Genomic DNA, 25592 nt, shown 5'->3' with positions numbered 1-25592 from the left:
CGCCAGCGGGAATACCCGCGCCACGCAGGGCGTTCGCCGCTGGCGTGCACATCGTCGACCGCGGCAGCGGCACCCCGCTCGTCCTGCTCCACGGGTTCGAGGTCGATCACCGCGACCTCCTGCCGCTCGACCCCGTGATCGCCGGGGTGGGTGGTTGGCGGCGGATCTACGTCGACCTGCCCGGCATGGGGCGGTCCCCCGGTGACGGGGTCGCGAGCGCCCGCGACGTGCTGCGCGTGGTCGCGGGCGGGCTGGACGAGCTGCTCGGCGGGGAGCCGTTCGCGGTGCTCGGGAGTTCGTTCGGCGGGCTGCTCGCCCGGCGGCTCGCGCACGACGCCCGTGACCGGGTGCTCGGGTTGGCGACGCTCGTCGGCGTCGTGGTCTCCGAGCACGCCCAGCGCCGCGTGCCGCCGCGCACCGTCCTGCACGAGGACCCGGCCGTGCTGGCCGCCCTCGGCGAGGCGGCGGCGGACTACGCCGACCAGGCCGTCGAGCACAGCCACCACAGCGCCCAGGCGTTCCTCGACCACACCCGGCCGGGCCTGCTCGCCGCCGACCGGGCGGCCGTCACCCGCATCGCCGCCGACTACGGCCTCGGCGAACCCCCGGAGCGCACGTCCCCCGAGCCGTTCACCGCGCCCGCGCTGTTCCTGACCGGCAGGCAGGACCACGTGGTCGGCTACGCGGACGCCTGGGCCACGCTGGAGCACTACCCGCGCGCGAGCTTCGCGGCGCTGGACGGGGCCGGGCACAACGCCCTGTTCGAACGGCCCGGTCTGGCGACGGCGCTGGTGGTGGACTGGTTGGAGCGGGTGCGTGCGGAGCTGACGCGGGCCGGGTGACCGGCACGAGCGGGGTGGCCGGCGCGGGCGGGGTGGCCCGTTCCGGTGAACCGGCGGGCGCGCGGTCAACCACCGGTCCCGCCGCTCGCCTTGTCCGGTGTTCGGGGTGATCAACGCCCCGACGGCGCGCAGTGGGATTACGCGTCCACCACCGAGGCGCGGCGGTCGATCGAGGTGACCGCGGCGGGTGTCACCGGGGTCGGCTCCGGGGTGCGGGGAGGCCAGGTCACCGGGCAGGTGTGGGACGACGCGAACGCGGACAACCACGCGCACGTCCGCCGCTCCCCGGACCGCCTGGCCCCGGAGCCGGGCTCGCGGATCAGGATCAGCGCCACGGTGACGGCGCCGTTCTCGGGCGCGGTCACGGCTGACCTGCACTACTCGTCCTTCCTGGTCGACGAGGGCTCGCCCAGGGCCTCCCCGCCGCTGAGCGCTTCCTGACCACCACGACGGCGGGTGGCGTCCACCGCGGACGCCACCCGCCGTCGCGCGTCCGTCAGCCCGCGATACCGGGGTCCCAGGGGTTCTGCCCGCCCTCCGGGTTCGACCACCAGCCGTCCCGGCAGACCCGCCCCTCGGGGTCCGCGTCGCCCTCGGTGTAGTCCCCGTAGCCCTTGGTCTCGCCGTTGGGTCCGGGGAAGAGCGACGTGTAGTAGTACCGGCACCCCTCGTCCTGCGCCGAGGCCGTTCCGGCGAGGGCCGGGGGCGCCACCGCGAGCGCCGCGGCGAGGACAAGGCCGCTCAGGAGCTCTTCGCGCACGACATCCACCTCCGTGGTCGTCTTCGTCGTGACCGCGGGGTTGCCCCCGGCCGACCGGGAATGCCTCGCGCCCCCGGTCTCACCCGGACGAGCGACCACGCACCGCGCGCGGGACCACCCTGCCGGGTGGCCACGGCGGTTCGGTCCCCGTCCCCGCGCACCGCCCGCGCAGCCGTAGGCTCAGGCGCTGTGGAGGCAACGCAGCACCGGACCGGCCACCGCGCGGGGATCGTCGAGCTGCACCAGGTGCCCCGCCTCCGGCACGACGCGGTGCACGCCGCCAGGGGAGAGCGACGCCATCGAGCCATGAGCCGCGAGGACGCGCGACGCCGACCCCGGCCGTCCCAGCGTCCCCCCCGCCGTGAGCACCCACCACGGCACGTCCGGCAGCGGGTGCGCGCCGCGCAGCGCGTCCACCTCGGCGACCAGCTCGGGGTACCCGGCGAGCTCCTCCACCACGGCGACCCTGGCGGGCGGGCGCCCGGCCAGGCGGAGCAGCGGGCGGGCAGCGCGCGCCGCAGGCCCCGCGACGCCCAGGTGGAGCAGGGCTTTCGCGAGCGCGGCTCCGGCATCGGCGGGTCGGCCGATGCCCGGTGGCGCGAGGCTGGGGTCCACGAGCACCGCGCCGCGCACGCGCCCAGGGCGCAGCCGCGCGAACGCCTCCGCGTGCAGGCCGGCCAGCGAGTGCCCGACGAGCACGGCCGGGGCGCCGACGGCGTCGAGGACCGCGTCCAGCACGGCCACCTCCCGCCGCGCCGACGAGGGCTCGGGCGACGGCGTGCTCGTCCCGGTCCCCGGCCGGTCGAACCGCACCACCCGAGCGGAGGTCGCCAGCAGCCGGGTCACCGGGTCCCAGTCGGCGATCGCGCCCGCGAGACCGGACAGGAGCACGACCGGCGGCGCGCCCGCCGGTCCGTCCGCGACGAGGTGCAGGTCCGAGCCCACGACGGTGACCACGGGGCACAGCATGGCGGAAGGGCGGCGCGAGCGTGATCGAGGACAGGGCGTCGAGCCGGAGCGGTCGCCCCGCGCTCGACCGGCCGGGCGCGTGGCTGGTCGCGGCGGCGGTGCTGTACGCGTGCTGGCTGCTCGAACTGGTGCTGCCGACCGGGCTGTCCGTCGTGGACGGCTACGTGAGCGAGCTGCTCGCCGACGACCAGCCGCACCGGTGGCTGTTCCGCGCCACCGACTCGCTCGCCGCCTGCTGCGTGCTGCTCGCCGCGCGCCACCTGCGCGGGCGGTGGGCGGTCGCCGCCGTGCTCGTCTTCGCCCTCGCGACCCTCGCCGACACCGCGCTGCCGCTCGACTGCGCGCCCAGCACCGACCGGCTGTGCCGCGACCGGGAGGCCGCCGGCGCGGTGTCGCTCAGCCACCACCTGCACCAGGTGACCAGCGTGCTGACGTTCGTCGGCGCCCTCGCCGCCGCGGCGGTCCTGGAGCGGGGCACCCGGCTGCCCGGCGCCAGGGTGGTGCTGATCCTCCTCGCCGGGACCGGCGTGCTGTCGGCGGTCCTGGTCAACCAGCCCGGAGCCGGGCTGGTCCAGCGCGTCCAGCTGCTGACCGTCTCGGCCGGGCTGCTGCTCGGCGCGCGGGTGTCGTCCCGAGGGGCGGTCAGGCCGGGCGCCGGGCCGCCCCCGTGACCGCCGGGCAGTCCGCGTGCCCGGCGGCGTCACCGCCGAAGAACGTCGCCGGGTCGGCCTCGGCCAGCGGCAGGCCGGCGCGCAGGCGCTGCACCAGGTCCGGGTTCGCGATGTGCGGGCGGCCGAACGCGGCCAGGCCGATCAGGCCCTCGGCGACCAGGGCGGCTGCGGTGGTGAAGGTCAGGCCGCCTGCCAGGACCAGCGCGGTCCGGGTGGGCTCGGGGCGCAGGGCGGACAGCTCGGCGGACAGGGCGCGGTAGGTCTCCTCGGCGCGGTCGCCGGCGGGCATCGCGCCGACGGCGCCGAACGGGGACACGCGCACGCCCACGCGGTGCGCGCCCAGCCGCTCGACGACGGCGTCCACCACCTCCAGGGCGAACCGCAGCCGGTTCGCCGGGGTTCGGCCGCCGTGGCGGTCGGGGCGGTCGTTGACGCGGGAGTTGAGGAACTGCTCGAACAGGTGCTGGGTGGCCGCGTGCAGCTCCACGCCGCGGAAGCCGGCCGCGTCCGCGTCGGTGCGCAGGGCCCTGGGCGCGGAGGCGGGCACGCGGCCGGGGGCTCCGTCGGGCTGGAGGGAGACGTGCGAGGCCGGGCCGACGTGCCACAGCTGGGCGAACACCCGCTTGCCCCGGTCGCGGACCTCGCCGGTCACCCGCCGCCACCCGGCCACCTGCTCGTCGGTGTGCAGGCCGGGCGTGACCAGGTAGCCGGTGCCCTCGCGGGAGACCGGGGCGCCCTCGGTGACGATCAGGCCCGCGCCCGCGTCATCGGGGCCATGACGACGCGGTTGGGCAGCGCCGGTCCGCGCAGGTCGAAGAGGTCGAGCAGCACATCGGTCACGGGAGTCTCCGACTCCAGAAGCTGCACAAATGTATCTGACACAGAAGTAACAGGCACAAATGCACAGCTTCAAGCCCGGCGCGGGAACGCCAGGTCCCGCAGCAGCGCGCGGAACTCCGCCGCGTTCGGCCGCACCCCGAGCCCGGCGTACCGGAGGGCGTCGCCGTGCTCGGTCATCCGCGCGATCCGGCCGTCCACCACCTCGAAGCGGATCACGTAGTCGTTGCGGTACGGCTCGCCCGTGCGCGCGACGACCATGTCCCCCCTGGCGGCGAAGTGGGCCGCTCCCCCGCCCTCGGCCGCGTGCCACCGGTGATCGCGCCACACCAGCGGGTCGAACTTGGCGAAGATCCCCCCGGTGTAGGCCAGCACCTCGTCGCGCCCCTTCAGGTGCGCGACGCGGAAGCCCTTGGCACGCCGGGAGATCAGCTCCGCGATCCCGTCCGGAGTGCTCGCCCTCCCGGACTGGGCGAACAGCTGGCGCACGTCCGGCGCGAGGACGTCCGACACCGCGCCCAGGTCCTTGGCCTCCACGGCGTGGACGAAGCGCCGCGCGAGGTCGAGCGCCGTGCGCGCTCCGGCGGTCGGGGCTGGGCCGGTCAGGGCTGGACCGGTCGGGGCTGGGCCGGTCAAGGCCGGACAGGTCGGGTCGGGGGTGGGCCGGTCGGGTCGGGGGTGGTCAACTGCGCCTCCACTGGGGTCGGGGACGCCCGCCGCGGACGCCACCCAGCCCCTGGGGCACGCGCCACGCCCGAGGGACGGCGGGCGGCCCTGCCCTCGCCCGCCCCTCCCGCGAGGTCCTGACCGCGCCAGCGCGGGCGCTGCACGCCGAGCTGACGGCGACACGCCCTGAACGGGAGGTCTACGGGGCGACCCGCAGCCGGTCGACCAGGTCGAGCACGGCCCCGTGGAAGACCTCCGGCTCCAGGTCCGGGTGCGCCAGCGCGGTGAGCACGAGCCCCTGCAGCGTCGCCGCGACCGCCAGCCCCGCGGTGCGCCCGCCCACGCACGGGGCCAGGCGGTCGGCCAGGCGCTCGTGGTAGGCGTGGAACGTGGGCCGCAGCGCGGGGTCGTGGGCCGCCGCGACGATCATCTCCTGCACGGCCGCCGCCGCGTCCCGGTGCTCGGTCACCAGCGCCAGCACGTAGTCCGCCGCGAGCCCTGGCAGCTCGCTCGGCGGTCCGGTCGCCGCCGTCGCGGTGAGCCGGTCGTCCACCACCTGCAGCGCCCGCTCGAACATCGACCGGCGCAGGTCCTCGATCGAGGGGAAGTGGTAGGTCACCGACGCGAGCGAGACCGCGGCGGCGGCGGCGACGGCCCGGTGGGTCAGGCTGCCCGAACCGCCGGAGGCGACCAGCGAGACGGCGGCGTCGAGCAGGTCGGTGCGACGCTACGCGCCGCGGGCGCTCAAGGCGCGTCCGTCGTTCACCGCCCCAGCCTATGTCCGGACGTCCTCGCGCGGCGGGAGCCGTCGGGTGATCAGGTCGAACAGGTCGGTGAGCGGCTGCCCGACCTCGCGCCCGAACGGGGTGAGCCCGTAGGTGACCTGGGGCGGGGTGGTCGGCTCGACGCGCCGCCACACCAGGTCGTCCTCGACCAGCACGCGCAGGGTCTGCGAGAGCATCTTCTCGCTGATCCCCCGGACGCTGTCGCGCAGCTCGAAGAACCTGAGGTCGTTGCCGCGCAAGGAGATCAGCACCCAGATCCCCCACCGGCCGGTGACGTGGTCGACCACGTCCCGCGCCGGGCAGTCGGTGTGAAACACCTCATACCGGGCCGCTGGGCCACCCTGCGCGAACTGCGAGCCTCCCGCCACGTCCTGAACTTACCCCGAGGTACGTCCTTACCAAAAGTAAGTTGCCGCTCCTAGCGTCTGCGCCCGACGGGGAAGCACGCTGTGACAAGGAGTTCTCCATGATCGTGGTGACCGGCGCGACCGGCAATATCGGAACCCCGCTGGTGCGGGCGCTCACCGGCGCGGGCGAGCGGGTGACGGCGGTGTCGCGCCACCAGGCGCAGGCGCCCGACGGGGCGGTGCACGCGGTGGCCGACCTCGCGGACCCGGCGAGCCTGGCCCCGGTGCTGGCGGGGGCGGACTCGCTGTTCCTGCTGCTGTCCGGCGACCTGCACGCGCTGGGCGCCAACCCCGTCGACCTGGTCGGCCTGGCCGCGCGCAGCGGGGTGCGCAAGGTCGTCCTGCTCTCCACCCTCGGCGTGGTGACCAGGCCGTTCGGCAGGACGCGGATCGCGATGCGCGAGCTGGAGGACGCCGTGCGCGGCTCCGGCCTGGACTGGGCGGTCCTGCGGCCGGGCGGGTTCGCCTCCAACGCCCTGTGGTGGGCCGGGTCCGTGCGCGCGCAGCGGCTCGTGGTCGCCCCGTTCGGCGACGTCGGCGTGCCCGTGGTCGACCCGGCGGACATCGCCGAGGTCGCGGCGGCCTGCCTGCTGGACGAGCGGTGGAACGGGACGGCGCACGAGCTGACCGGCCCCGAGGTGATCACGCCCCGGCAGCAGGCGCAGGCCGTCGCCGACGCGCTCGGCGAGCCGGTGCGCTTCCACGAGCTGAGCCGCGCCGAGGCGAAGGAGGCCATGTCCCGGTCGATGCCGGGCGAGCTGGCCGACGACACGCTGGACATCCTCGGCTCCCCCAACGAGGCGGAGCTGCGGGTGAGCCCGGACGTGGAGCGCGTGCTCTCCCGCGCCCCGCGCGCGTTCGCCGAGTGGGCGTCCAGGAACGCCGCCGCGTTCCGCTGACGCCAGGTGGCCGGTGGGCGGCCGAAGGCGCGCCCGCCGGCCCGCGCGCCCGCGCCCCCGAGCGGGCCCCGGCGACCGTAGAGTGGCCGGGGCGGGCGGGTGAGAGGAGCGGGGCTTGTCGGGCAGCCGGGAGCAGGCCGATTCCAGCAGGCCGGTCACCATCTCCTACATCGCCGCCAGCGCGGGCGTCTCCGTGCCGACCGTCTCCAAGGTCCTCAACGGCCGCTCGGGCGTCGCGGCGGGCACCAGGGCGCGCGTCGAGGCCCTCATCGACGAGTACGGCTACCGCAAGTCCAGCCCGACCGGGCGCGGCGCCGTCGTGGACCTGGTGTTCGACGAGCCCGCCGACATGTGGGGCGTGGAGATCATCCGGGGCGTGCAGCGGGTCGCGCGCAGGCACGGGGTCGGGCTGGTGCTGTCCGAGTTCGGCCCGAGGGGCAGCGCGGTCCGCTACTGGATCGACGACGCGCTGGACCGCCGTCCCGCCTGCGTGGTCACCGTCGCGCAGCTGTCCGCCGAGGAGCGGGACAGGTTGCGGGCGCAGGGCATCCCGTTCGTGGTGTTCGACCCGACCGGCGAGCTGCCCGACGACGTGCCGTTCGTCGGCGCGACCAACTGGTCCGGCGGGCGCGCGGCCACCCGGCACCTGACCGGGCTGGGCCACCGCCGGATCGGCGTGCTCACCGGCCCGGACGACCTGCTGTTCTGCCGCGCCCGCCTGGACGGCCACCGCTCCGCGCTGGAGGACGCGGGACTGGTCGCCGACCCGGCCCTCGTCGCGCGCGGCCCGCTGACCAGGGACGGCGGGCACGCGGCGGCCCGCGCCCTGCTGAGCCTGCCCGAGCCGCCGACCGCGCTGTTCGCCTGCAACGACCTGCAGGCGCTCGGCGCCTACCGGGCCGCCCGCGAGGCGGGCCTGCGGGTGCCGGAGGACCTGAGCGTGGTGGGCTTCGACGACCTGCCGGTGGGCGACCTGGTCGACCCGCCGCTGACCACCGTGCGCCAGCCGCTCGCGGAGATGGCGGCAGCGGCGGCGGAGCTGGCGCTCGCGCTGGGCCGCGGCGAGCGGCCACCGCAGCTGGGCGTGGAGCTGGCGACCACCCTCACCGTCCGCCGCAGCACCGCCCCGCCGCGCGCCTGAGCCGGGGAGCCGCCGGGACCTGCGGTGGTCGCACCTTCTCGCACCGAGGCGAACGGGCACTCGTCGCACTGCCGGACCCGTCAGTCCCAGCCGCCGGGGTTGGCCCGGCGGCACTCGGCCTCGAAGGCCGCGTCCCACCCGGTCGCCACGTCCGGCAGCGGGTCGGCCTTCTTGTCCGCGCCCACCTCACCCGGTGGCGGGGCGCCGAAATCGGCGATCTTCACCTCGTGGAACTGGTCACCCGCCCTGGAAAGCGGTTTCCCGTTGAGGGTGGTCTCGAAGACCCGACTGACCAGGGTCTCCCCCGTCCCCGGCGCGGCGGGTGGCGCGGCGATCGCCGCCGGGGTCGGGGTGGTGATCAGGACGCCGATGACCAGGACGGACACCAGGACGCGCACACGTGCTCCCCCATCGTCTTGCAGGCCACCAGCTCGTCCCTGCCCTTGCGGGTCACGATGTCGGTGCGATCGTCGTCCGAGGTCAGCTCGGCGACACCGACCCAGTCCACGGTGTTCCAGCCGTAACCGACCCGATCACCTCACCGAAGGTCTGGTTCCCCTGCAGCGGACCGCTTCCGGGGTGCACCACCAGCGTGCCGTCGGTGCGCCGACCGATGAGGTCCGGGGCGAAGTCGCCGGTCACCTCGGACACCACGATCCAGTTCAGCGCCTGCGCGCCGGACAGCACCGCGTGACGCGCGGGGAACGCGCTCGTGCCTTGGACGCCGTGGCCGGGGCGTCGGGCACGGGGCAGCGACGACCGGCACCCCCGAGGTGGTGGCGCGGGCCAGCGCTACGGCCGCGGAGGCCAGCGCGCGGCGATTCCTCCGGTTCCGCACTGGTCGCAGAACTCTCACGTGGTCCTCCCTCTCGGTGGCGCCCTCCCGCGCCCGCCGGATCGGCGGCGCGAGCCGCGCGCCCCTCAGCGCCCGGCGTCCCGCAGCGCCTTGTCGTAGAACTCCCGCAGCCGATCCCCGCCCGCCTTGCGCCACCGCTCGCCCAGTCCGTCCACCTCGGACAGCTCGGCCCGCCCGCGCAGGACGTCCGTGGTCCGGTCCGCGAACTCCTTCGCCAGGGTCGCGAACTCCGGCGGCTCCTCCAGGCGCAGCCCGAACGCCAGCGGCTTGGTCTGGTGTCCCCACTCCCGCGCGTACCAGGCGTGCTGGGCCCGCACGAGGTCCGGGTGGTCGGTGGTGGTGATCGCCTCCGGCGGGCCCGCCGCGAACCCGTAGGTCAGCGTGATCTCCTTCTGCCCCAGCGGGGTCAGCGCCGGGTTGCCCCGCGCGTCGCGCTCGCTGTGCACGCCCTCCACCCCGTACCGCAGCAGCCGGTGCTCCTCGGTGCCGATCGGCGCGGCGGCGAAGTCGCACAGCCGCAGCAGTTCCCGCACCCGCTCGTCGGTCACGTCCTTGCGGACGAACGCGACCATCACCGTCGGCGCGGCCACCGGGTAGGCGGGCTCGCCGCCGTCGTGCGCGAACAGCGGCAGCGCGGTCATCCGGAAACCGGGGTCGGCGGGCCGCTGCTGCGCGACCTGCTCGGCCCACGCGCCCATCCCGCCCTGGTTGACGATCATCCGCTTGGCCGCGAACAGCTCGTTGCCGCGGTTCCAGTTGCCCGCCACGATGTCCGGGTGCACGCACCCGGCGTCGTACAGGGACCGGGTGAACCGCACCGCCTCGGCGTACCAGGGGGTTTCGAGCTGGTTCAGCAGCTTGCCCGAGTCGTCGCGCACCCAGTCGCCCCGGCCGCCGAAGGCGCGGACGAGCGAGCGGAACACGTCGCCGAGCGCCCACCGGTCGTTCGCGGGGTCGTTGAGCCGCTTGGCCATCGCCGCGAACTCCTCGGCGCTGCGCGGCGGCTCCACCCCGAGCTGCTCGAACACGTCGTCCCGGTAGAACAGCACCTCGGGGAACAGCTGGCCGGGGTAGGGAACGCCGTGCAGGCGCCCGTTGTGCACGCACGCGTGCCACGAGTCGGTGGGGATGTTGGCCAGCATCGGGTAGTCGGCGACGCGCTCGCCGGACAGGAAGTCGGTCAGGTCGCGGAACACCTCGCCCACGCCCTCGCTGAACCGGGGCGGCATGGTGAAGGTGGGCACCACGGTCAGCTCCGGCACCTGCCGCGCCGCCATCAGGGCGGAGAGCTTGGCCTGGTAGTCGGCCCCGGACACGGTCTCGAACCGCACCGCGCCGCCGAGGCGCTCGTTGACCGCGTCGTAGTAGGAGTTCCGCCCCGGCCCCGGCGCCGGCGGCCAGAACGACGGGGTCATCGCGGTGACCTCGCCGCTGAGCACCGGCCCCCGCACGCCGCGCACCGGGTTGGCCGGGTAGGTCAGGTAGCCGGGCACCGAGCCGTTGACGCCGGGCAGGTCGGGCTCGGCGAACTCCACCGGCCGGTGCGCGGGCAGCAGCGCCGCCAGCGCGTCGCCGCCGAGCGCGGAACCGCCGCGCGGGGCAGGCGCCTCGCACCCGACCAGCGCCGTTCCGCCCGCTGCGGCGAGAAGACCTAAAAAAGCCCTGCGGTCCACAGGCATGTCGGCCGGCCCTTCATCAGATCATGTCGGAGCAGAAAATTTCGGATCGAGTCGTGGAAACTTTCTGCCGTGCGGACCGTACTCAGGGCGACAACGCAGGTCAACGACGTCACTGCGGGTCCCGCGCATTCGACCTGCATTCGACCACCGCATTCGACGAAAAGCCGGGAAAAAGCTGGTCGAACTGTCGATCAGTGCGCGGTTCGTTGACGTTTTTCCGACCCGCTGCGTAGCATCCGACACGGAAAACCCCCGCTTTTGGTGAAAGAAACTTTCCTGCGCTCCGAGCGGTCAAGGACGGTGTCGTCGTGAACTCGCACCCGCGCGTAACCCGGTGGTCCACCCGCCTGCTCGCCCCAGCCCTCGCGCTGCTGATGGCGGCGGGCTCGCTCACCGCCACCGCCACCGCCTCCCCGGCGCCGGCGCCCGCGCCCGCGTCCCGCGACGGCGTCGCGCCCGCCGACGCGCGGGCGACGGTCGCGGCCATGCAGCCGGGGTGGAACCTCGGCAACACCCTGGACGCCATCCCCGACGAGACCTCGTGGGGCAACCCCCGCACCACCAGGGCGCTGCTGCGCCACGTGCGCGAGCAGGGCTACCGCAGCGTCCGCCTGCCGATCACGTGGAGCAACCACCACGGTCCCGCGCCGGACTTCACGATCGACCCGGCGTGGCTGGCCCGCGTCCGCGAGGTCGTGGACTGGTCGCTGGCCGAGGGCCTGCACGTGATGGTGAACCTGCACCACGACTCGTGGCAGTGGCTCAACGCCTACCCGACCGACCGCGCGAACGTGCTGGCCCGCTACACCGCGCTGTGGAAGCAGATCGCCACCGCCTTCCGCGAGCACCCCTCGAAGCTGGTGTTCGAGAACATCAACGAACCCCAGTTCGCGGGCACCTCCGGCGACGAGGAGGACTACCGGGCGCTGCACGAGCTGAACGCCGAGTTCCACCGCGTCGTGCGCGGCTCCGGCGGCGGCAACACCACCCGCCTGCTGGTGCTGCCCACCCTGCACACCAGCGCCGACCAGGGCCGCCTCGACGCGTTCCTGGCGTCCTACGACCTGCTGCGGGACACCAACATCGCGGCGACCACGCACTTCTACGGGTTCTGGCCGTTCAGCGTGAACATCGCAGGCCACACCCGGTTCGACGCGGAGGTGGAGCGGGACCTGGTCGACACGTTCGACCGGGTGCGGCGGAGCCTGGTGGACCGGGGCATCCCGGTGATCGTCGGGGAGTGGGCGCTGCTCAACCACGACCACACCCGGCCGGGGGTGATCGAGCGGGGCGAGTTCCTGAAGTTCCTCGAAGCCGTGGGCCACCACGCCCGCACCCGCGGCCTGACCACGATGCTGTGGGACGCCGGGCAGTTCCTCGACCGCACCGCGCTGCGCTGGCGCGACCAGGGCCTGCACGACCTGGTCGAGTCGAGCTGGACCACCCGCTCCGGAACGGCCGCGAGCGACCGGATCCACCTGGCGCGCAGCCAGCCGATCACCGCGCGGTCGCTCGCGCTCAACCTCAACGGCACGGCGCTGCGCGAGGTGCGCTCGGGCGGGCGGACCCTGGCCAGGGGCTCGGACTACACCGTCTCCGGCAGCACCCTGACCTTCAGCGCCGCCGCCCTCACCAGGTTGGCGGGCAACCGGGCCCACGGCGTCAACGCGACCGTCGAGCTCCGGTTCTCTCAGGGCGTCCCGTGGCCGGTCGACGTGATCAGCAGCGACCGGCCGGTCCAGTCCGCGGCCGAGGGCACGACCGCCGCGTTCGCGATCCCCACCCGGTTCCTGGGCGACCAGCTCGCCACCATGGAGGCCGCGTACGCCGACGGCAGCCCGGCCGGGCCGGCGAACTGGACGACGTACAAGGAGTTCTGGCAGCACTTCCAGCCCGACCCGGCGGGGAACCGGATCATCCTCAAGCCGGAGTTCTTCGCCGAGGTCGCGGACGGGGTGGTCGCCCTGACGTTCCACTTCTGGAGCGGCGAGCGCGTCGCGTACCGCGTCACCAAGGCCGGGGACCGGGTCACCGGGACCCCGTGAGCCGGGCGGACCGGTCGGGACGGGCGCGCTCCCCCCGTCCCGGCCGGACCGCCTCCCGCTCGGCCCTCTGCCCCGGCCTTCCGCCCGGTGTTCCGCTCGGCCTCCCGCCCCGGCACGGCGGCCTCACACGGGGAAGACCACGCCGGTGAGGCGCTCGGAGACGTCCCACAGCCGCCGCTGGACCTCCGCGTCGTGCGACTGCGGGCTGGAGGCGACCACCCTCGGGTGCCCCTTGACCTCGCCGCGCCCGCCGGGCCCGTAGTACTGCCCGCCGAGCGCCGCCGGGTCGGTGGCCGCCCGCAGGGTCGGCAGCGCGCCCATGGTCGCGGGCTGGGTGAGCACCGGCGCGAGCCAGGTGACCGGGACGCGGATCGCGGCCGGGGTGTTGCGGGCCAGCTCGGTGTTGGACATGCCGGGGTGCGCGGCGACCGCCGCGGTGGCGCCGTGCGCGGCGAGGCGGCGCTGGAGCTCGTACGTGAACATCAGGTTCGCGAGCTTGGACTGGCCGTAGGCGCCCGCCCGGCTGTACGAGCGCTCCCAGTGCAGGTCGTCGAAGTGGATCGCGGCCTGGATGCGGTGCCCGGTGCTGCTGACCGTGACCACCCTGGAGCCGGGGACGGGCAGGAGGCGCTCCAGCAGCAGGCCGGTGAGGGCGAAGTGGCCGAGGTGGTTGGTGCCGAACTGGAGCTCGAAGCCGTCGCGGGTGGTGAGCCTGGGGGTGTACATGACGCCCGCGTTGTTGATCAGCAGGTCGAGCCGGGGGTGGGCGGCGCGCAGGGAGGCGGCGGCCTCGCGGACCGAGTCGAGCGAGGTCAGGTCCAGCTCCTGCACCAGGACCTCGCCGGCGATGCGGTCGGCGGCCCGCTTGCCCTTCTCGACGTCGCGGACGGCCAGCACGACCGTCGCGCCGCGTTCGGCCAGCACCCGCGCGGTCTCGAAGCCGAGCCCGGTGTTGGCGCCGGTGACCACGGCGGTCCGGCCGGTCTGGTCGGGGACGTGCTGCTCGGTCCAGTTCTCGGTCATCGTTGCTCTCCTCTAACGAACCATCGGTCTGTTACTGGTCGGAACAGTAAGAGACCGCCGGTCTCATGTCAAGAGACCGGTGGTTCGTTGTAAGCTGCGCCGGTGACGTTCCAACGGGCGCGGAGCGAGGAGCAGCGGGAGGTCCGCCGCCAGGCGATCCTCGACACCGCGGCGGCGATGCTGGCCGAGCTGCCGGTCGCCGAGATCAGCCTCAACGAGCTCAGCCGCCGCATCGGCCTGGCCAAGTCCAACGTGCTGCGCTACTTCGAGACCCGCGAGGCGGTGCTGCTGGAGCTGCTCAACCGCTTCCTGCGGGAGTGGCTGGCCGCGATCGCCGAGGAGCTGGGGGACCCCGCCCCCGACGCCCCGGCGCAGGAGCGGGCCGCCCGGCTGGCCGAGGTGCTCAGCCGCTCGCTGGCCGACCGGCCCGTGCTCTGCGACCTGTTCGGCGCGCAGGGCAGCGTGCTGGAGCAGAACGTCTCCGCCGAGGTCATCGCCCGCCACAAGCGCGCCTCGCTCGCCACCCTGGCCGACGCGACCGCGCTGGTGCGCGGGCACGTGCCGGAGCTGGGCGGGAGCGCGGAGGCGTACTGCCTGCAGGTGCTGGTGCTGGCGGGCGCGCTGTCGGCGTACGTGCCGCCGCCCGCGAGCCTGCTGGCCGCCTACCGCGCCGACCCGACCATCCCGGTGCTGCACGCGCACGGCAGCCCGGAGACGACCACCCTGCACGACCTGCTCGGGGGCGCGATCGCCATGACCACGACGGGCGCGCTCCCCCGGCCTTGAGGTCTACAGCTCGTGCCCGGTGGTGACGTCGACGTGACCGGGCAGCGGGTCGTGGCGGTCGCCGACGGTGAGGGTGCCGGTCAGCTCGACCATCAGGATCGTGGCGCCCTCGGCCGAGGACGGCTTGTGCTCGGCGCCGCGCGGCACGACGAACACCGAGCCCCGCGGCAGGGTCACGACGCGGTCGGGGGCGCGCAGCGCGATGTCCAGGTGGCCGGAGAGGACGAGGAAGAACTCGTCGGTGTTGTCGTGGCGGTGCCACACGTGCTCGCCCCGGACCTTGGCGACGCGGACGTCGTGGTCGTTGACGCGGGCGAGGACGCGCGGGCTCCACAGGGCGTCGAAGGTGTCCAGCGCGGTGGTCAGGTCGACCGGTTCGGTGCTCATGCCCGTCATCGTGCGGGAGGCGCGCGGGTCGGCGTGAGTGCTAGAAATCGCACATGTCGCAACGATCCTCTCAGGACGCGCACCGGGTGGTGGTGCTCGTGGACGAGGGCTCGAACCCGTTCGAGCTGGGCGTGGCCGCCGAGCTGTTCGGCCTGCGCCGCCCGGAGCTGGAGCGCCCCTGGTACGAGTTCGCGCTGTGCGCCCCCGACCCGGCGACCCGGATGCACGCCGGGATGTTCACCCTCACCGGCGTGCCCGGCCCGGAGGCGGCCGAGCGCGCCGACACCCTGATCGTGCCGAACCGCCCCGACCCCGAGGCGCCGCCGAGCCCGGCGGTGCTGGAGGTGGTGCGGCGGGCCGCCGACCGGGGCGCCCGCCTGGTGAGCTTCTGCACGGGGGCGTTCACCCTGGCGGCGGCGGGCGTCCTCGACGGCCGTCCGGCGACCACGCACTGGCGGTGGACCGGGCTGTTCGCGGCCCGGTGGCCGGGGGTGCTGCTGCGGCCGGACGTGCTGTTCGTGGACGACGGCGACGTGCTCACCTCGGCGGGCAGCGCGGCGGCGCTCGACCTGGGGCTGCACCTGATCCGGCGGGACCACGGGGCGGAGGTGGCGAACGCGGTCAGCCGCAGGCTGGTGTTCGCCGCGCACCGGGAGGGCGGGCAGCGGCAGTTCGTGCCACAGCCGGTGCCGGTCGTGCCGGACGTGTCACTGGCGCCGCTGCTGGACTGGGCGCGGGAGCGGGTGCACGAGCCGCTGGGGGTCGGGGACCTGGCGGCGCGCGCGGCGGTGAGCGCGGCGACGCTGCACCGGAGGTTCCGGGCGGAGCTGGGCACGACGCCGCTGGCGTGGTTGACGGGGCAGCGGGTGGCGCTGGCGTGCCGGTTGCTGGAGGCGGGTGAGCGGCGGTTGGAGGTGGTGGCGGCGGCCAGCGGGTTGGGGACGACCAGCAACCTGCGGGAGCGGGTGCGGCGGCAGACGGGGGTGACCCCGGACGCATACCGGCGGAGGTTCACCACGGTGGCGCAGGCGAACCCCTCCGCTGCGGATCAACTGTCGCAGCACCGCGAGCACACCAACAGGGCGCCCGTGAGGTTCGCCGCCCTCCACGGCGATCTCACCCCGCCCCCTTGACGCGACCCGGAAACGGATCTCGACGTCTACCTGGTTCTTCACGAGTTCGCGCAGGCGACGGGCTGGTTGGGACGAACGGGCCCACCTGGTTCGTGGGGCATGAACGACGCAGGGGTCGAGCACCCGAACAGCGGACCGTCGCTGGCCGGGTGGTTCCAGGTCGAGGCAGGCCGCGTGGCGGGGGACCGGGTGTCGCAGAACGTCTTCACGTGCGAGTCACGCGCCGACGAATCGGCTGCCCTCACGTTCCCGCTCGAGACCGGCCTCCAGGGTGGGCCGGTCACGTTCTGCGGGACGCTCGCCGAGTGGTCCCTCGACGCGGTGGGCCGGCTCGCCGGTCTGCTCGCCGACCTGAGCGCCCGCGAGGGGGCCAGCAGCCCGGTGCTGCCGACGATCAGCCGCACCCACTAGCGATCAAGCTCTCACGGCCGCGCCCGCATGGGTGTCCGATGTGGACGCGACTGCTTTTGCGCGCCGTTCTCCGTGCTCCATCCGCCCTCCCGGACTCGTCCCGGTGGCGCCGGATCCCGCCGTCGGCCATGGCCACGGTCCACCGGTCGAGGTCCGGTGAGCGGCGCGCAGCAGGTCGGCGCGGTAGCCCCGCCGCTCCCACGTCGTACCGCTCCCACACGTCGGCGCTGTCCACGACCGCTCCGGGCCGGGGGGCGCGCAGCGGAGGTGATCACGGCACCGACATCACCACGCTGAAGTCCCGCACCGCCCCCGCGTCCTCCCCCACCGGCTCGCCGTCGACCGCGATCCAGGCGTGCGCGGCGAACGGCTGCGTCACCACCCCGGTGCGCCACTGCGGCCACGTGCCGCGCAACCTGCACAGCAGCGCCGCCGCGATCGACCGCTGCAAGCACCTGGGCCCCGCGCACGCGATGCTGACCGACACCACGGCGGTGCGCGCCCGCAGCGCCTGGGCGGCGGTCGCGGGACGGGCGCCCCGGCTGGCCAGCAGCAGCACGCGGCGCAGGCGGTGCGGGGACAGCCTGGCCAGGGCCCTCGCCGCCGTGACCGCCAGGAGCGCGGCGGGGCGCTGTCGCCACGGCAGGCGGTCCGCCGACTCCAGGGTCATGCGCAGGCCGCTCATCGCGCGGTCACCCCCGCGTCGCGCAGCGCGGACACCAGGGCGTCCACATCGGACTTCACCGCGCCCGCCGCGTTGGGGAAGCGGGCGGTGAGGTCGGACGCCGCCGTCTCGGGGGTGCCTCCGTCCAGCAGGTGGCGCAGGACGAGCGCGCCCGTGCCGTTGACCATCCAGTAGCGACCGCTGCGGCCGTCGAGCAGGACCAGGCCGTGCGGGGTCGTGGTGACGGTGACGTGCGGGGCCAGTGCGAAGGTCATCGTGCCTCCCGTGCGGTGAACGCGGCGCTGTCCAGCGCCCTGAGCCACAGCTCGCAGGCGAGCGTCGGGTCGAACGGCATGAGCGGTCGGGCGTCCGCGTGGGCGCCGAGCAGGACGCGGCGCAGCGGCGCGGGATCGATCAGGCCCCGCGCGGCCAGCCGGGAGTCCTCGAAGAGGGCGAGCAGCTCGCCCCTGCGCCCGCGCAGTCCGGCGTACAGCTCCGCGCTGGCGTCGTTCTTGGTCTCGCGGCGCAGCACGTCGGCCGGGACGAGGTGGCGCACCGCCGTGCCGAGGACGGGTTTGAAGCGGTGGTGGTCGATCCGGTCGGCGAACCGCAGCGACAGCACCGCCTCCAGCACCCGGTCGTCGGTGAAGGGCGCCTCGAAGGTCACGCCGGACGCCGCGGCGATGCTGGAGTTGCGGCGCACCGCCCTGCCGTTGACGGCGGTGATCCGGAGCATCTCGTGCTGCGCCGGGATCGGCGACAGCGGCTCCGGGCCCGACGCGGCGGCCTCGCGCAGGGCGCGCCGGACCGTCGCCGCGGCGTCCCGGCCGATCCACGGCGGCAGCAGCGGCTCGACCTCCCACGCGGGCGCGCCGAACGCGGTCGGCGCCCGGCCGAGCCGGTCTGCCCGACCGGCCAGCCAGCGCGGGTAGGACTGGCCGAACGCGAGCACCCGCGCCGTGGTCGCCAGCGACCAGCGGCGGTGGGCTCGCATGGCCCTGGCGTGCCGCGCGGCTGCGACGGGCCGCTGCCGCGCGAGGGCGTGCAGCGCCATCGTCCCGGCGTGGAACAGCTCGTCGCCGCCGATGCCCTGCAGGTGCCTGCGGGACCCCAGCGCGGCGACCAGGCCCGCCAGGTGCTCGTTGGTGGCCCGCCCCCTGGCGAACACCAGCGGTCCCCCTCGGTCGTGCCGCACCCGCTCCAGCGGCGCGAACCAGTCCGGCGCGCGGCCCGCCGGGACGACCACGTGGTGCGCGTCGCCCAGCGCCGCCGCCGCGCGGGCGGCCTGCTCCCGGTCGTCGGAGAAGCGGCCCAGCGCCTCGTAGTGGACGGTGACCAGGTCGGCCGGTCCCCGCGCGGCCAGGAAGCACAGGGTGGTCGAGTCAAGGCCGCCGGACAGGTCGGCGCTGACCGTGCCGCCGCCCCCGGTGCGGGCGGCGACGGCGTCCACGAGCGCGTCGCGGACCGCGGCGCCGTCGCCGAGCGGCAGGACGGGGTCCGGCGGCGTCCACCACCTGCGGGCGCGGCAGGCGCCGTCCCGGTCGATCTCCAGGCACTCGCCCGTCCTCGGGACGCGCACGCCGCGCCACGTGGTGCGCTCCCCGAGCGGCCACGGCGGGCCGAACGGCGCGAGCAGCTCCAGCGCGAGCTGCTCCTCGTCGACCTGCGCGCCGACGAGGTCCGCCAGCAGGTCCGGCCGGTCGGAGGCGAGGGTCACGCCGTCGACGACCGCGTGGCAGACCTGGCGGGCGGTGGACAGCGTGCCCTGGACGCGCACCAGGCCGTCGATCGAGGCGAGGGCGTGGAAGCTGCCCGCGATCGAGCCGAGCAGCGGGTCGAGGTCGGCGGTGGAGCGCACCGCGCGCAACCGGCGCGCCAGCTCGGCCGGGGTGACGAGGGCGGCGCCCAGGAGCACCAGGCGGTTCGGGCCGTGCGCGGCCACGACGGCGTCGTCCCCGTGCCAGTCGCCGACCAGCCACGGCCTGCCCGAGTGGTGCCTGATCTCCTTCGCGCCCACCCCGTCGGCCGGCGCCGGGGGCAGCGCGCGGTCCGGGAGCACCAGGAAGGTCATTTCGGGGTCCTCCGCCCGTCCAGCAGGGGAACGCGCCCGCGACCGGTCCTGCGCGGCGCCGGTCGCGGGCGCGTCGTCGATTTCCGCGGGTCCTCTCCCCGGTCAGGGGATCAGAACCACCAGGCGCCCCAGGGACCGTCCAGCCAGTAGCCCCGGTTGGTGAGCTGGGTCAGTTCGGCGAAGTCGCCGATCTCGACCAGGCAGGGGGCCTCGTACACCTCGATCGCGTTCTCCATGCTGTCCTCCGGGCACTTCGTGGATGAACTGCGCGGCGGCCGGGAGAACCGGCCGGCGCAGCGATCCTCACCGATCGCCGGGGGCGCGGTATTGGACGAAATCGCCATTCCCCCGGACCTGCGCCGCAGCGCTTCCGGGGTCGCGCCGGTGAGCAGGCGGCACTCGCGGGTGAAGTGGGCCTGGTCGTAGAAGTCGCACTCGGCCGCGACGCGCGAGCCCGGCAGGCCGTCGGCGAGCAGGCGCAGCGCCCGGTGCAGGCGCAGGACCCTGGCGGCGGTCTTGAGGGGGACGCCGAGCTCGGCGGTGAAGCGGCGGGAGAGCTGGCGGTGGCTCCAGCCGGACGCGGCGGCGACGTGGGAGATGAGCGCGGCGCCGTGGACCTGGCTGAGGGCGTGCCAGGTGTGCCTGACCGGGGTGGGGACCGGGGTCGCGCGCTCCCAGAGGCGTTGGAGGGCCTCGTCCAGGGCGCGCAGGCGGGTGGGGCGGTCGGGCGCGGTGGACGCGGTGAGCAGCGGTTCGGCCAGGATGGTGTCCCGCAGGTGGGTCCGGCGGGCGCTGAGGACGGCGGTGGGGTCGGTGCGGCCGGTCAGCGCGTTGACGGCCCAGGGGTGCACGAGGGCGTCGATGCGGGCGCAGTCGCGGCAGGCGGGGTCGGGGTCGGTGGTGAACCGGGCCAGCGGGGGCTCGCGGACGACGTGGGGCGGTAATCCGGTCGCGGCGGGTGGGAAGTGGAAGGACAGGGTCGCGGTGGCGTCCGGGAGGTCGGGTTCGTCCGGGCCGGTGCGGTACCGGACCACCGCTTCGCGCAATCCGCCGCGCGGGTCCGGGAGGAGGGCCGGGAGAGGCGGGTCCGCTGTCGCTGTCACGAAAACCCCCAGGTCTCGGACTTGTCGGGGGAACGTAGCAACCGCGGTCGGGTCGGGGTATCAGCCGAACGGTTCATGCGGTGGCTAAATGATTGTCGCGTTCACCGGGGTGGGGTGGTGGTGTTGTGCGAGCAGGGGCGGCTCGTGGGGTGAGGGCGCCTGCCTCCTGATCGTGGGCCTCGGTCGGGTGGGAGTGGCGCCGGCGCCGGCGTCGGCGGTGGCGCCGGCGTCGGTGGTGGTCAGGCGAACAGCTCGCCCAGCAGGTCCGGGCCGATCTCGATCGGGGACGGGCGGTAGGCGGGTGGGGCGCCCACGGCCAGTTCGCGGACCAGGAAGTCCCAGCAGCGGGTTCGCACGTAGGACAGGTGGTCGATGAAGGCGTGTTCCGCGCCCGGCACGATGAGCAGGTCGAACTGCTTGTTCGCGGCCACCAGGCGGTCCGCCAGGCGCAGGGTGTGGGTCGGGTGGACGCGGTCGTCGAGTTCGCCGTGGATCAGCAGGAGCCTGCCCTGCAGGCGGTCGGCCAGGGCCGTGTTCGAGGTGTTCGACCAGGACTCGGGGTTGTCCGCGCCGTCGTAGGTCTCGACGAAGTCCGCGCTGAACGTGGTCGCGTCGTGGTAGCCCGCCAGGGACACGCCCACCCGGTAGAGGTCGGGGTGGTCGAGCATGGCCCGGACCGCGGCGAAACCGCCGCCCGAGTGGCCGAACGCGGCCACGCGGGTCAGGTCCAACCAGGGGCGGGTCCGGGCCAACTGGTGCAGGGCCGCCACGTGGTCGGCCAGGGCGCCCGCGTCGGCCAGGCGGCCGTAGGAGGCGTCGTGGAAGGACTTGTCGCGACCGGGGGCGCCCCGGCCGTCCAGGGCGAGCACGACGAAGCCCAGCGCTGCCAGCGGGTCCGCGTCCAGGCCCATGCCACCGGGGTCGAAGCACGGGGCGAGCCTGGTGACCTGCGGGCCCGGGTAGAGCGTGTCGACGACCGGGTAGCTGCGGGACGGGTCGAAGTCGTGCGGGAGGTGGAGGGTGCCGTAGAGGTCGGTGACGCCGTCCGCCGCCTTGACGCGGAAGCGCTGGGGCGGGGTCCAGCCGGTGGCGATCAGGTCCTCGGTGGACGCGCGTTCCAGTTCGACCAGGATCTCGCCTGACCAGGAGCGGACCACGGTCACGGGCGGGGTGTCCACGGTGGACATGGAGTCGAGGAAGAAGTCGGCTGCGGGGGTCACGGCGTGGTCCGAGGTGTCGTCGGTGAGGACGGTGAAGTTGGCGCCGTCCAGACTGGCGCTGCAGACGGTGCGGCGGTAGGGGTCCTCCGGGACCAGGCCGGAGGCGGTGAAGTGCACGACGCCGTCGGCCACGCGCAGGATCTGCCGCACGGCCCACTCCCCCGACGTCACCCGGCCGATCAGCTCGCCGGTGCGCAGGTCGTGGCGGTACAGGTGGCCCCAGCCGTCGCGCTGCGAGTACCACAGCACCTCGTCCGCCAGCACCCGCACGATCGGCGGCTCGTACGCCCACTGGTTCGGCTCCACGCGGGTGTCGCCGGACTCGCCCAGCACTGTCGTGACCTCGCCCGTGGCCGGGTCCATCCGGTGCAGGGACAGGGTTCTGCGGTCGCGCGGCCGGCTCAGGTAGTAGACGGCCTCGCCGTCCTCGGACCACCACGCCCAACCGGCGGCGACCGGGGAGAGCATGGCGGTCTGGAGCGGCGCGGCCTGGGAGCGGACCACCGCGCCGGTCGCGACGTGCAGCACCACCAGTTCGGTCAGCGGCAGGTGCTCGTCGCCGGCGTACGGGTAGCGCTGGGTGTGGACGCGCGGGGGGCCGCCGTCCGCCGGGGCGGACTCGACCAGGTGGGTCTGCCGCACGAGGCGCTCGTCGGTGCGGTGGGTGAGGACCCTGGTGGAGTCCGGGGACCAGGTCGCGGCGGGCGGCAGGTGGGGCAGGCCGATCTTGCGCAGCAGGGTGGTGTTGCCCAGGGCCTGGGGGCTGACGCCGTAGGCGTGGTCGGGGGCGCCGTCGGTGGTGAGCGGCCACTCGGTCCCGTCGTGCAGCGAGCGGGCCCAGAGGTCGTCGCCGCGCAGGGAGATCGCGTGCCCGCCGTCCGGGGACGGCACCTCCAGGGGCGCGATCGGCGGTGGGGGTTGCCGGGCGGCCAGGAGTTCGGCCAGGGACTCCTCGGTCAGGTCGGTGCGGGCGCCTGCGGCGGGGTCGACGAGGGCGTAGCGCTTGCCTTCCGGGGTGTCGACGGCGTACCAGAAGCGGGAGCCGCCGTCGATCCACTGCGGACGGACCTTGTCGCCGACGACGAGCTCACCGGGGCGGGCGGGGCGGCGCAGGAGGCGTTCGGCGGTGCGGTAGTTCTCGGTGAGGCTCATGGCGGGGACGTCCTTCGTGGTGTGGGGTGGGGGGTCAGAGGCTGGCGGCGGCGATGTCGCCGTGCCCGGAGGCAGGCTCACCCCGCAGGAACGCCGGCAGATCGCGCTGGGACTGGCCGACGACCTCCCGTACGCGGAGATCGCCCGGCGGCTGGACCGCCCCACCTCCACCATCACCCGCGAGGTGACCCGCAACGGCGGGCCGGTCGCCTACCGCGCCGACCTCGCGCACCGCGCCACCGAGCAGCGCGCCCACCGGCGCAGGCAGGCCGCGCCGCGCGGGCGGCAGGCGCTCCCCCTGGCGCACGGGCGGGACGCGCGGGCCGTGGACGAGTTCGAGGAGTCGCTGGCGGCGCTGTTCGCGCAGCAGGGGCTGCCGAGGATGACCGCGGGCGTGCTGGCCTGCCTGTACGCCACCGACACCGGCTCGGTCACCGCGGCGGACTTGGTGGGGCGCTTGCGGGTGAGCCCGGCGTCGGTGTCGAAGGCGGTGGCGTTCCTGGAGGGGCAGGGGCTGATCCGCCGCGAGCGCGACGAGGGCCGCCGCGAGCGGTACGTCGTGGACCCGGACGTCTGGTACCAGTCGATGATCTCCAGCGCCCGCTCCAGCGCGGACATGGCGGTGATGTTCCGCTCGGGGGCCGCCGTGCTCAACCCCGGCACGCCCGCGGCCGTGCGGCTGGAGAACATGGCGCGGTACGTGGACTTCGTCGCCGAGAGCCTGGCCGCCGCCGCCGAGCAGGCCCGCGCGATGCCGCACGGCGGAGCGGACGCGGCGGAGGCTCCGAAGCCGCCGGAGCCGGAATTGCCGGAGCCGGAATCGTCAGAGCCGGAATTGTCAGGGGGCGCCGCTACCGTCGCGCCATGACCGATCTACGCGGGATCCAGCGGCGGGAACTGGCCGCGCTCGTCGACGACCTGGCCGCGCTCACACCCGAGCAGTGGCGCGCGAGGACGCTCTGCGCGGAGTGGGACGTGGAGGAGACCGTGGCGCACCTGGGCGCGGCGGCCACGACCAACATGCCGCGCTGGGTGCTCAGCATGGTCGGCGCCCGGTTCGACGCGGACCTGCACAACCGACGCCGCCTCACCGATTTCCGGGGCGCGGACCCGGCGGAGACGCTGGAGCGGTTCCGGGCGGTCGGGCCGATCGCGCTGCCGACCCACTCCTCCCCCGCCGGGCTGGGCGAACTGCTCGTGCACGCCGAGGACATCCGGAGACCGCTGGGGCTGCGCCGCTCACCCGACGCCGAGGGGCTGCTCGCCGTCGCGACCTTCTTCGCCGCCAAGGACTACGCGGTCAAGAGCAAGACCCTGTCGCGGGGGCTGGCGCTGCGGGCGGTGGACGCGGACTTCAGCGTCGGCGACGGGCCGGAGGTGCGGGGGCCGCTGCTGTCGCTGGTCATGGTGATGGCCGGTCGCCGCGCGCACCTGGCCGACCTGGCCGGGGACGGGGTGGCCGAGCTGGGCGGGCGGTTGACCACGGCCTGAGCGCGGCCGGACCGGGCGCGGGAATCCTGGGCACGGAAATTCCTGGCGCGGAAATTCCTGGCGCGGGAATCCCGAGCGGTTCCCGCGCCGGGGCCTGGTACGGTTGCCGCGATGACCGTCCACACGAACGGATCGGGGGTCTCTTTCGCGCAAGGTGAGTGCTGATGCACCACACCTCGACCGCGAACGGGAACCCTCGTCTCACCGCCTGGTCGCACGTGCGCTCCTTCGCCGTGCCGACATCCATGATCGAGTCAGCGACGGCCCGCCGGGTGACCGGCGACTGGGCCGGGGCGTGCGCTGCCGCGCGCGTCGACGTCGATCTGGACCTGAGAGCCGCGGGCCGCGCCCACGGCGAGCACCTCGTCGCGCGGGTTCGCGACGACCTGCGCCACCTCGCACCCGACCTGCTGCGCTGGCACTTCCCCCGGATCGCCCCGGAGGGGCTGCTGCGACCGGGGCTCACCGCCACGCTGGCCCGCTACGGGCCGGGCGGGGTGCGCCTGGTGGCGCGAACACCACCGTCCCGTGCGGGCGCAGGACAGCGGATCAGCCTCGCGCTGTGGGACCCCGAGCACCCTCGGGACGGGGTCGGGCAGCACCCGCACCCCCGGCCCGACCGGCGCTTCCGGTTCGACCTGCACCGGCACCTGTGGGACGTCCGCAGGTCCGGTGAGCTGCGGGAACGGGCCGGTGACGGCCTCGTTCCCGATGCGCTCGCGGTCGACCCGGACGCCGCCGAGGTCCTCGCGCTGGTCGACGGCGCGGCCGTGGACCGGTGGGCGGACGAGGCGGCGCTGGCGCTGCGGGCCGATGGGGCCGACGGGGCCGATAGGGCCGGCGCGGGCCGCGTGCTCGTGCGGCTGACCGCGCGGCACCGGCTGGTGCTGCGGGTCGACGGGCCGGAACCCCGGCTCACCGGGGCTTCCCGGCGCGACCGGGGCCGCAGGCTCCCGGTGCTGCCCGACGCCGCCACCCTGCTCCCGCCCGACGTGGAGCTGCTGCGGGCCGGGCTGATCGAGCCCGACCGGTTGCACCCGCTCGTCGCGGCGGCGCTCCGACCCGGTCACGGCCTGCCCGCCGCGTCCCCCGGTCCTGACGCCCCAAGGGGTTCGCGCACGGTGCGCTGCCGGGGCGCCACGCACCGGATCGGCGTGGTCGACGGGGTGCTCGTCGCGCTGGACCACGACCCGGTCGAGCTGCGGCGCGAGGAGCTGCTCGTCGCGCTGGGCGGTCCCGGACTGCCGTGCCTGCGAGCCATCGACGACGTGCACCGCCACCCGGAGTCCCTCGTGGACGTCCGGGCCCTGCTCGGGCACGGCGACGCGGCGGGCGCGCTCGACGTCGTGGAGGGCCTGCTCGGGCCGGAAGCCGTGCTGCGCGGGGGAATCCTGCGCGACGAGCTCGAAGCCGCCGCGCTCGGCAGGATCGCGCACGGGGTGTTCCGGGCCGGGCTCGCCGAGCCGGGGACGCGCAGGGCGTACCGGCGTCCGCACGGCTGGGTGACCAGGGACTGGTCCTGGGACATCCGGCGCGGGGTCGAGCCGCGCTCCCGCCGCCGCTCTTGACCCGCAGCTGAACCACCCCCTCACCA

At 75.0% G+C, this 25592-nt stretch carries 28 protein-coding genes; 12 read left to right on the top strand and 16 right to left on the bottom strand.

The features are described from left to right. Positions 1-44 precede the first annotated feature (44 nt). Both AMIR_RS16730 and AMIR_RS16725 read left to right on the top strand, forming a co-directional pair. Positions 45-842, top strand: coding sequence for an alpha/beta fold hydrolase (locus AMIR_RS16730; protein ID WP_015802138.1), 798 nt, complete (start codon positions 45-47; stop codon positions 840-842). 90 nt (positions 843-932) lie between these two features. Further along, positions 933-1283, top strand: coding sequence for a hypothetical protein (locus AMIR_RS16725; RefSeq protein WP_143760754.1), 351 nt, complete (start codon positions 933-935; stop codon positions 1281-1283). A gap of 55 nt (positions 1284-1338) precedes the next feature. Here AMIR_RS16725 and AMIR_RS16720 read toward each other — a convergent pair whose 3' ends face one another. Continuing rightward, positions 1339-1602, bottom strand: a complete 264-nt coding sequence (locus tag AMIR_RS16720) for a hypothetical protein (RefSeq protein ID WP_015802136.1) — start codon at positions 1600-1602, stop codon at positions 1339-1341. Between the two features lie 180 nt (positions 1603-1782). Continuing rightward, on the bottom strand, positions 1783-2559 hold the full coding sequence (locus AMIR_RS16715; protein ID WP_187313522.1) for an alpha/beta fold hydrolase: 777 nt from the start codon (positions 2557-2559) through the stop codon (positions 1783-1785). A 32-nt stretch (positions 2560-2591) separates the two neighbouring features. Here AMIR_RS16715 and AMIR_RS16710 point away from each other — a divergent pair, with 32 nt between their 5' ends. Then, positions 2592-3242, top strand: coding sequence for a DUF998 domain-containing protein (locus AMIR_RS16710; RefSeq protein WP_015802134.1), 651 nt, complete (start codon positions 2592-2594; stop codon positions 3240-3242). Here the strand turns inward: AMIR_RS16710 and AMIR_RS16705 are convergent. The 4 genes from AMIR_RS16705 to AMIR_RS16690 form a co-directional block, all read right to left on the bottom strand. After that, a complete protein-coding gene (locus AMIR_RS16705; protein ID WP_245554660.1) occupies positions 3214-3945 on the bottom strand; it encodes an oxidoreductase in 732 nt (243 codons plus the stop codon). The genes AMIR_RS16710 and AMIR_RS16705 overlap by 29 nt on opposite strands. Before the next feature lie 206 nt (positions 3946-4151). After that, positions 4152-4715 (bottom strand): nuclear transport factor 2 family protein, encoded by a 564-nt coding sequence (locus tag AMIR_RS16700; RefSeq protein WP_222840736.1) that lies wholly within the window; start codon positions 4713-4715, stop codon positions 4152-4154. 229 nt (positions 4716-4944) lie between these two features. Further along, positions 4945-5460, bottom strand: a complete 516-nt coding sequence (locus tag AMIR_RS41140; protein ID WP_222840791.1) for a TetR/AcrR family transcriptional regulator — start codon at positions 5458-5460, stop codon at positions 4945-4947. Between the two features lie 60 nt (positions 5461-5520). Then, complete coding sequence (locus tag AMIR_RS16690) at positions 5521-5847, bottom strand: winged helix-turn-helix transcriptional regulator (protein WP_240438949.1); 327 nt, start codon at positions 5845-5847, stop codon at positions 5521-5523. A gap of 149 nt (positions 5848-5996) precedes the next feature. On the opposite strand from AMIR_RS16690, the gene AMIR_RS16685 reads away from it, so the two are divergent. After that, a complete protein-coding gene (locus AMIR_RS16685) occupies positions 5997-6836 on the top strand; it encodes an SDR family oxidoreductase (protein WP_015802131.1) in 840 nt (279 codons plus the stop codon). A gap of 115 nt (positions 6837-6951) precedes the next feature. Beyond that, positions 6952-7977 carry a LacI family DNA-binding transcriptional regulator gene (locus tag AMIR_RS16680; RefSeq protein WP_015802130.1) on the top strand — a complete coding sequence of 342 codons (1026 nt, stop codon included), beginning with the start codon at positions 6952-6954 and terminating at the stop codon, positions 7975-7977. 80 nt (positions 7978-8057) lie between these two features. On the opposite strand, the gene AMIR_RS16675 is transcribed toward AMIR_RS16680, so the two are convergent. From AMIR_RS16675 to AMIR_RS16665, 3 genes are all read right to left on the bottom strand, one after another. Next, on the bottom strand, positions 8058-8375 hold the full coding sequence (locus AMIR_RS16675; RefSeq protein ID WP_041836807.1) for a protein-tyrosine phosphatase family protein: 318 nt from the start codon (positions 8373-8375) through the stop codon (positions 8058-8060). Continuing rightward, a complete protein-coding gene (locus AMIR_RS40330; protein ID WP_162945354.1) occupies positions 8336-8485 on the bottom strand; it encodes a hypothetical protein in 150 nt (49 codons plus the stop codon). Before AMIR_RS40330 ends, AMIR_RS16675 begins: the two co-directional genes overlap by 40 nt. Positions 8486-8898: 413 nt before the next feature. Further along, positions 8899-10512, bottom strand: a complete 1614-nt coding sequence (locus tag AMIR_RS16665) for an extracellular solute-binding protein (RefSeq protein ID WP_015802129.1) — start codon at positions 10510-10512, stop codon at positions 8899-8901. A 308-nt stretch (positions 10513-10820) separates the two neighbouring features. Between AMIR_RS16665 and AMIR_RS16660 the strand changes: the two genes are divergently transcribed. After that, a complete protein-coding gene (locus AMIR_RS16660; RefSeq protein WP_015802128.1) occupies positions 10821-12557 on the top strand; it encodes a cellulase family glycosylhydrolase in 1737 nt (578 codons plus the stop codon). Positions 12558-12680: 123 nt separating this feature from the next. Here the strand turns inward: AMIR_RS16660 and AMIR_RS16655 are convergent, their stop codons facing one another. Beyond that, positions 12681-13580: an SDR family NAD(P)-dependent oxidoreductase gene (locus AMIR_RS16655; RefSeq protein WP_015802127.1), complete on the bottom strand. Its 900-nt coding sequence runs from the start codon at positions 13578-13580 to the stop codon at positions 12681-12683. A gap of 102 nt (positions 13581-13682) precedes the next feature. Here AMIR_RS16655 and AMIR_RS16650 point away from each other — a divergent pair, with 102 nt between their 5' ends. Then, complete coding sequence (locus tag AMIR_RS16650) at positions 13683-14366, top strand: TetR/AcrR family transcriptional regulator (RefSeq protein WP_015802126.1); 684 nt, start codon at positions 13683-13685, stop codon at positions 14364-14366. A 3-nt stretch (positions 14367-14369) separates the two neighbouring features. Here the strand turns inward: AMIR_RS16650 and AMIR_RS16645 are convergent, their stop codons facing one another. After that, positions 14370-14753: a cupin domain-containing protein gene (locus AMIR_RS16645; RefSeq protein WP_041836805.1), complete on the bottom strand. Its 384-nt coding sequence runs from the start codon at positions 14751-14753 to the stop codon at positions 14370-14372. A 53-nt stretch (positions 14754-14806) separates the two neighbouring features. Here AMIR_RS16645 and AMIR_RS16640 point away from each other — a divergent pair, with 53 nt between their 5' ends. Both AMIR_RS16640 and AMIR_RS16635 read left to right on the top strand, forming a co-directional pair. Continuing rightward, the gene (locus AMIR_RS16640; protein ID WP_049796862.1) at positions 14807-15886 is read left to right on the top strand and encodes a helix-turn-helix domain-containing protein; all 1080 of its coding nucleotides are present in this window, start codon (positions 14807-14809) and stop codon (positions 15884-15886) included. Between the two features lie 99 nt (positions 15887-15985). After that, positions 15986-16297 carry a hypothetical protein gene (locus AMIR_RS16635; protein ID WP_015802123.1) on the top strand — a complete coding sequence of 104 codons (312 nt, stop codon included), beginning with the start codon at positions 15986-15988 and terminating at the stop codon, positions 16295-16297. 271 nt (positions 16298-16568) lie between these two features. Here AMIR_RS16635 and AMIR_RS16630 read toward each other — a convergent pair whose 3' ends face one another. The 5 genes from AMIR_RS16630 to AMIR_RS16610 all read right to left on the bottom strand — a co-directional run bounded on the left by AMIR_RS16630 (position 16569) and on the right by AMIR_RS16610 (position 22507). Then, positions 16569-16982 (bottom strand): lasso peptide biosynthesis B2 protein, encoded by a 414-nt coding sequence (locus AMIR_RS16630; RefSeq protein WP_041836804.1) that lies wholly within the window; start codon positions 16980-16982, stop codon positions 16569-16571. Beyond that, a complete protein-coding gene (locus tag AMIR_RS16625) occupies positions 16979-17236 on the bottom strand; it encodes a lasso peptide biosynthesis PqqD family chaperone (RefSeq protein WP_015802121.1) in 258 nt (85 codons plus the stop codon). The genes AMIR_RS16630 and AMIR_RS16625 overlap by 4 nt, the downstream gene beginning before the upstream one ends. Further along, positions 17233-19032, bottom strand: coding sequence for an asparagine synthase-related protein (locus AMIR_RS16620; protein WP_015802120.1), 1800 nt, complete (start codon positions 19030-19032; stop codon positions 17233-17235). The genes AMIR_RS16625 and AMIR_RS16620 overlap by 4 nt, the downstream gene beginning before the upstream one ends. 110 nt (positions 19033-19142) lie before the next feature. Then, a complete protein-coding gene (locus AMIR_RS35815) occupies positions 19143-20066 on the bottom strand; it encodes a helix-turn-helix domain-containing protein (RefSeq protein WP_015802119.1) in 924 nt (307 codons plus the stop codon). Between the two features lie 308 nt (positions 20067-20374). Continuing rightward, a complete protein-coding gene (locus AMIR_RS16610) occupies positions 20375-22507 on the bottom strand; it encodes a S9 family peptidase (protein WP_015802118.1) in 2133 nt (710 codons plus the stop codon). Positions 22508-22568: 61 nt separating this feature from the next. Here AMIR_RS16610 and AMIR_RS16605 point away from each other — a divergent pair, with 61 nt between their 5' ends. The 3 genes from AMIR_RS16605 (at position 22569) to AMIR_RS16595 (ending at position 25566) form a co-directional block, all read left to right on the top strand. Next, the gene (locus tag AMIR_RS16605; protein ID WP_015802117.1) at positions 22569-23375 is read left to right on the top strand and encodes a helix-turn-helix domain-containing protein; all 807 of its coding nucleotides are present in this window, start codon (positions 22569-22571) and stop codon (positions 23373-23375) included. Continuing rightward, the gene (locus AMIR_RS16600; protein ID WP_015802116.1) at positions 23372-23998 is read left to right on the top strand and encodes a maleylpyruvate isomerase family mycothiol-dependent enzyme; all 627 of its coding nucleotides are present in this window, start codon (positions 23372-23374) and stop codon (positions 23996-23998) included. Before AMIR_RS16605 ends, AMIR_RS16600 begins: the two co-directional genes overlap by 4 nt. 164 nt (positions 23999-24162) lie before the next feature. Next, the gene (locus AMIR_RS16595) at positions 24163-25566 is read left to right on the top strand and encodes a hypothetical protein (RefSeq protein ID WP_015802115.1); all 1404 of its coding nucleotides are present in this window, start codon (positions 24163-24165) and stop codon (positions 25564-25566) included. Positions 25567-25592: the final 26 nt, after the last annotated feature.

Source organism: Actinosynnema mirum DSM 43827 (assembly GCF_000023245.1).
Lineage (GTDB): Bacteria > Actinomycetota > Actinomycetes > Mycobacteriales > Pseudonocardiaceae > Actinosynnema > Actinosynnema mirum.
This window is presented reverse-complemented; position numbering and strand designations above follow the sequence as displayed.

Coding starts and splice junctions, on each gene's coding strand:
- AMIR_RS16685 (WP_015802131.1), top strand. CDS start 5,997: ATGATCGTGGTGACCGGCGCGACCGGCAATATCGGAACCCCGCTGGTG.
- AMIR_RS16665 (WP_015802129.1), bottom strand. CDS start 10,512: ATGCCTGTGGACCGCAGGGCTTTTTTAGGTCTTCTCGCCGCAGCGGGC.
- AMIR_RS16655 (WP_015802127.1), bottom strand. CDS start 13,580: ATGACCGAGAACTGGACCGAGCAGCACGTCCCCGACCAGACCGGCCGG.
- AMIR_RS16645 (WP_041836805.1), bottom strand. CDS start 14,753: ATGAGCACCGAACCGGTCGACCTGACCACCGCGCTGGACACCTTCGAC.
- AMIR_RS16640 (WP_049796862.1), top strand. CDS start 14,807: ATGTCGCAACGATCCTCTCAGGACGCGCACCGGGTGGTGGTGCTCGTG.
- AMIR_RS16635 (WP_015802123.1), top strand. CDS start 15,986: ATGAACGACGCAGGGGTCGAGCACCCGAACAGCGGACCGTCGCTGGCC.
- AMIR_RS16630 (WP_041836804.1), bottom strand. CDS start 16,982: ATGAGCGGCCTGCGCATGACCCTGGAGTCGGCGGACCGCCTGCCGTGG.
- AMIR_RS16625 (WP_015802121.1), bottom strand. CDS start 17,236: ATGACCTTCGCACTGGCCCCGCACGTCACCGTCACCACGACCCCGCAC.
- AMIR_RS16620 (WP_015802120.1), bottom strand. CDS start 19,032: ATGACCTTCCTGGTGCTCCCGGACCGCGCGCTGCCCCCGGCGCCGGCC.
- AMIR_RS16610 (WP_015802118.1), bottom strand. CDS start 22,507: ATGAGCCTCACCGAGAACTACCGCACCGCCGAACGCCTCCTGCGCCGC.
- AMIR_RS16600 (WP_015802116.1), top strand. CDS start 23,372: ATGACCGATCTACGCGGGATCCAGCGGCGGGAACTGGCCGCGCTCGTC.
- AMIR_RS16595 (WP_015802115.1), top strand. CDS start 24,163: ATGCACCACACCTCGACCGCGAACGGGAACCCTCGTCTCACCGCCTGG.